Below are 5,184 nucleotides of genomic sequence, written 5' to 3'. Positions count from 1 at the left end.
TTGTGTCAGTAGAGCTTTTCAGAGTTGCAGCAACATCGATCGCTACCTGTTTCGCTGTTGCACTAGGCTGAGAAGGCATATAACCAGCATCGCCGTCACCTAATAAGATAACAACTTTTTTGGCATTGGCATTACCACCATCCAGAATAGTCTTTGCCATAGCCAGACCACTTGCAGGGTATGTACCATTCGCAGTAGAAATGCTGTCAACAATACCATTCTCTCTAGTAAGGTCATTTACCCCAGTTGAATTCAGGGTAACCAAGCCATTACTTTCATTTTTTGCGGCATTGCTATTATCGCCATATCCATCGTTATTATAGTCATTACCGCCATTAAAAGAAACGATAGCAACTTTCGCTGTAGGATCTTTTGCTGCTACGGTGGTGATCAATGTGCACACCTTTTCCTTAACAACATCCATTCTAGAAGGAAGCCTTCCGCTGTTAACAAGGTTACAGGAGCCACCATTATGACCATGGCTAGCATCTACATTTTCCTGTGTACACTGCTTCATGGAAGAAGAGCTGTCGATAACAAACACGATTTCCAGAGGCTGTGTTCTTACTGGTTGTTTGGCTTCTACAGACAGATTGACTGTATAAGTACCATTTCCGTTATCTGTTACTTCTTTTTTCAGATCCGCAACGCCAGAAACCTGATTTACAGCATTAGACTGAAGATTTTCCAGTGGCTCTGTTTCACCATTCGCCAGAGCAGTCGCCGGCATAAGCCCAATCATCATAACCAATGTCATGAGCCATGCCAAAAGTCTTCTCTTTTTCATTTTTCATTTCTCCTTTCTAATTTTTATCGGAAAGGGACCTCCCCCTTTGCCATATTCCATCTCTCAATACTCGCAGACATAGTATCTCATGATGACTTCATTATTGTATCACAATTCCATGGCAAATGCTCCCTTTTGTTACATTTTTCTATCTGAAAAATGTAACAAAATTCCCCTTCACCCCTTCGTGATACCTTCTAAAAACACCCCCGTTTCCTTCATTATATTTAAATATTTCTTGCAATTTCCTTAAAAAAATTTTATCAGAATTTCTCCTATTCTTCACAAACAAAAAACCCCCAGACCAATGGTCTGGGGGTTCCGCTTTTTCATTATAAAAAAATTGATCCCGAAATGCCGGTCTTGCCGCTTGACACCTAGCCTAAGCCAGGTGGGTTTCCGCAACGTAAGAATCTGCCTTCCTCCGCCCAAAGGGAATTATCTTGAGGCCTGACATATCTGCCGTTTATAGGAGTCCCTAGTCAAAAATGTAGGTTCAATTATGGCAAGTTATCGCGCATTTCAGGATTTATGGTTTGATTATACTACAAATGTCTCCCGCAGGCAACATAAAATCTCAATTTTCCTCATTTTTCACCAAAAGAAACTCTTGTCAGACAAGTTGCCCCGATCCACACTGCCACATCCGCCAGGTTAAAAATGGGGGCATTTCGGCCTTTCACTGGAATAAAAAGGAAGTCTGTGACCCATCCCTTTCTGGCCCGTTCCAGAAAATTGCCATAGCCGCCCCCCAGCACCAAAGCCAGAGGAATGGCGTATTTTCGGCTTTCTTTCCCCTGCAGACTGCGAAAAAACAGCCGACTGTACCAGGCCAGCAGGCCGCCCGTAAAAAGAAGAATTTCTTTTCGTTTCCCGCTGCATTTATTATAAGCAATGCCTTTGTTCTTTATGTGCCAAAAATAAAGCCCATTTTTGACAACTTCTTTTTTACAGTTCATGGGCAATTTTGCCTGTACCCATTTTTTTGTTGCAAAATCCATCCCCAAAATCACGAATAATGTTGAAATTGCGCCCATTTTTTCTCCGCCTTCCTTGGCAATATTGCCTTGCTATAAAATCTTCGTCGTATTATAATTTTAATATATGGCGAAGATAAAAGTAAACCCATAAAATTTTCAAGAGAGGTGTTTTTATAATGGCATTAGTAACAACAAAAGAGATGTTCGAAAAAGCGTTTAAAGGCGGTTACGCAATCGGCGCATTCAACATCAACAACATGGAAATCATTCAGGGTGTAGTTGCAGCTGCAAAAGAACAGAACTCCGCAGTCATTCTGCAGGTTTCTAAATCCGCACTGAAATACGCACATCCCAAATACCTGAAAGCAATGGTAGATGCTGCCGTTGAAGAAACAGGTCTGGATATCGCGCTGCACCTGGACCACGGCCCCAGCTTTGAAGTTTGCAAAGAATGTATCGAACACGGTTTCACTTCCGTAATGTTTGACGGTTCTCACCTGGACTACGAAGAAAACGTAGCAGAAACAAAGAAAGTCGTTGAATACGCACACGCACACGGCGTAGTAGTTGAAGCTGAACTGGGCAAACTGGCAGGCGTAGAAGATGATGTTAAAGTAAACGCTGCTGATGCTACTTACACAGACCCCGATCAGGCAGTTGACTTCGTAACAAGAACAGGCGTTGACTCTCTGGCAATCGCTATCGGCACAAGCCACGGTGCATACAAATTCAAAGGCGAAGCTAAACTGGACTTCGACAGACTGGCAAAAATCACAGAAAAACTGGAAGCTGCTGGTTTCCACAACTTCCCCATCGTTCTGCACGGTGCATCCTCCGTTGACCAGAGATGCGTAGCAATGTGCAACGAATTCGGCGGCAACATCGCAGGCGCTCAGGGTATCCCCGCAGAAATGCTGAGAAAAGCTTCCTCCATGGCTGTTTGCAAAATCAACATGGACACAGACCTGAGACTGGCTATGACAGCTGCAATCCGTAAATCCTTCGGCGAAGAACCCGCTGCATTCGACCCTCGTGGCTACCTGGGCGCAGCAAGAGAACTGATCCAGGAACTGGTTGAAGACAAAATCAAAAACGTAATCGGTTCTACAGACTCCATGAAATAATTGAACCCTGACAGGCCGTCGCAAACTGCGACGGCTTTTTTTTGCAGAAAAAGTCCGCCTTGCCTTGTACCCGAAAAAGGTATAGAATGTATTATTATAAAAACAAAATTTACAGAAATATTTTTATTTCTGCATCATAAGGAGGAATCGTCTATGTACGAATTAGTGCAGGTAGCAGAAAATACATATTATATCAACTCTCCCTCCAAGATCGGCGTATACCGTGTCAGTGATGACGATGTATGGCTCATCGACAGCGGCAATGACAAGGATGCCGGCCGCAAGATCCAGAAAATTCTGGATGCCCAGGGCTGGAAACTGACTGCCATCATCAACACCCACTCCAATGCAGACCATGTGGGCGGCAACACCCTGCTGCAGAACAGACTGAACTGTGCCGTATATTCCACCCCCATGGAAAATATCGTGGTAGAAAATCCTATTCTGGAGCCTTCCTTCCTTTATGGCGGCTATCCCATGAAAAAACTGCGGAATAAATTCCTGATGGCAACTCCTTCCAAAACACAGGATATCGCAGCGGCAACACTGCCTGCAGGCATGGAATATTTCCGTCTGCCCGGCCATTTCTGGGATATGATCGGCGTAAAAACCCCCGATGATGTATATTTCCTTGCAGACTGTATTTTCGGCGAAAGTACCGTAAACAAATATCACATCTCCTTCTTCTATGATCTCGCCGCCCAGTTTGAAACACTGGATATGGTAGAAAAACTGGAAGGGAAACTGTTTATTCCCGCCCACGCGGAACCCATGGAAGACATCAAGCCTCTGGTAAAACTGAACAGAGATAAATCTCTGGAAATTCTGGATGTTCTGCTGGAAATCTGCAAAGAACCCTTGCATTTTGAACTGATCCTGAAAAAAGTTTTCGAGCATTACCAACTGACAATGGACCATGCCCAGTATGTACTGGTCGGCAGCACCATCCGTTCCTATCTGGCTTATCTCTGCGATCACGGCAAGGTGGAAAACTATGTGGAAGATAATCTGCTGCTGTGGAAAACAGTGATAGAAGAATAAGCAAAAAAGAAAGCACTTGATTTTTCAATCAGGTGCTTTTTTACGTCCATGTGCCAATATAGTCATAGACAAATTTTTCATATTTATCACAGATCCGGCGCATACATGCTTCTACTTTTTTCAAATCTTCCGTTTTTCTGGTTTTCACCATCAATGCCCCATGCATCAGATCGATCATCAGATACAGATCACAGGGGACTTCCTCTATATACGCCGCCGCATCCGCTATGGTCTGGAAAGACTGCGGCATTTTCTGATAGCAGTAACACTCCTGCTCAATAAAGTTCCAATGATTTTCTTCCCCCATCTGCAGGTTCATCATATCATCATCCACACCATTTTCACTGCACTTCACAATAAACCGCTCATCGAAAATGGCACCTTCCCCGGCACGATACTTTTTGATGGCAGGTAAGGGGGTGGGGTCAGACCAGCACAGCCACTGCATTGCGGCATATCCTTGTGTCAGTTCCTCCGCGATCTCTCGAAAAATCTGCATCACCTCATCATTATAGCTTTTTTCGTCCGTTTCATACAGAGATAATTCATTGCCGCAGGCAGTCAGGTGAAAGGGCAATGCATAGTCCATAAATTCCACATCCTGCAGACAAAAAGAAACTCTCCTGCTGTTCAGCAGTTTTTCTTCCCATTCCTTCTGCCGTTCCGCTTTTCTCTGTTTCCGTTCTTCCCGTTTTTCTTTGTATCGTTCAAACATCCTTTCACCTCCTTATGAAAAACGGCAGAAATCGACTGTAAGCCGACCTCCGCCGCAAAATTCATATTTGATTAAAAGAACAATTCCCCGGGACGATAGCCTTCCGGCAGTTCTTCTTCCTCCAAAAACTGGAAGCTTTCATCCTGCAGGATCGGCAGGAACGCTTCAAAGGGAGGTCTGCTGAATTCGGAACCATAGCTGCTTGCTCCGAACCATGCGCCCTCTTTCGCCTTCAGATTCAGACCACGGGCGAATTTTGTGCGGTTGGAACAATCATGTACTGCCACGTTCCAGCCTTCTTCGTCTGCCATTTTCATCAGTTTGAAGGTCAGTTCTCTGCTCCATGTGGGAGAAACATAGCCATGTCTGTAAACATACATATTTTCCCCTTCATAATTCCAGATATTGTTGTTATTCAGATGCAGTTCCGCACAGTTCATAAAATCCACGCCTGTTGCCAGAATCTTATCTTTTTTCTGCATGAATGCTTCGAAATATTCCGGGGTCATGGGTGTTTCGATGCCCACATATTTGATA

The 5,184-nt window shown here is 44.2% G+C and carries 6 protein-coding genes; 2 read left to right on the top strand and 4 right to left on the bottom strand.

All coding sequences use genetic code 11. The annotated features are described in order from the left end of the window. On the bottom strand, nucleotides 1–787 hold a 787-nt coding region (locus ACJMLT_RS06475; protein ID WP_405728303.1), incomplete at its 3' end, for a hypothetical protein. A 587-nt stretch (nucleotides 788–1,374) separates the two neighbouring features. Next, entirely contained in the window at nucleotides 1,375–1,824 is a 450-nt protein-coding gene (locus tag ACJMLT_RS06470) for a signal peptidase II (RefSeq protein ID WP_405728300.1), read from the bottom strand. A gap of 119 nt (nucleotides 1,825–1,943) precedes the next feature. Here ACJMLT_RS06470 and fba point away from each other — a divergent pair, with 119 nt between their 5' ends. Further along, complete coding sequence (gene fba, locus ACJMLT_RS06465; RefSeq protein ID WP_405728297.1) at nucleotides 1,944–2,891, top strand: class II fructose-1,6-bisphosphate aldolase; 948 nt, start codon at nucleotides 1,944–1,946, stop codon at nucleotides 2,889–2,891. A 153-nt stretch (nucleotides 2,892–3,044) separates the two neighbouring features. Beyond that, entirely contained in the window at nucleotides 3,045–3,932 is an 888-nt protein-coding gene (locus ACJMLT_RS06460; protein ID WP_405728295.1) for an MBL fold metallo-hydrolase, read from the top strand. Nucleotides 3,933–3,972: 40 nt separating this feature from the next. On the opposite strand, the gene ACJMLT_RS06455 is transcribed toward ACJMLT_RS06460, so the two are convergent. Further along, the gene (locus ACJMLT_RS06455; RefSeq protein ID WP_405728292.1) at nucleotides 3,973–4,647 is read right to left on the bottom strand and encodes a hypothetical protein; all 675 of its coding nucleotides are present in this window, start codon (nucleotides 4,645–4,647) and stop codon (nucleotides 3,973–3,975) included. A 71-nt stretch (nucleotides 4,648–4,718) separates the two neighbouring features. Next, nucleotides 4,719–5,184, bottom strand: a 466-nt coding sequence (locus ACJMLT_RS06450; RefSeq protein WP_405728289.1) for a hypothetical protein, incomplete at its 5' end; no start/stop codon positions are given.

Origin of the sequence: Anaerotignum sp., assembly GCF_045122575.1 — a bacterium.
Lineage (GTDB): Bacteria > Bacillota > Clostridia > Lachnospirales > Anaerotignaceae > Anaerotignum_A.
This window is presented reverse-complemented; position numbering and strand designations above follow the sequence as displayed.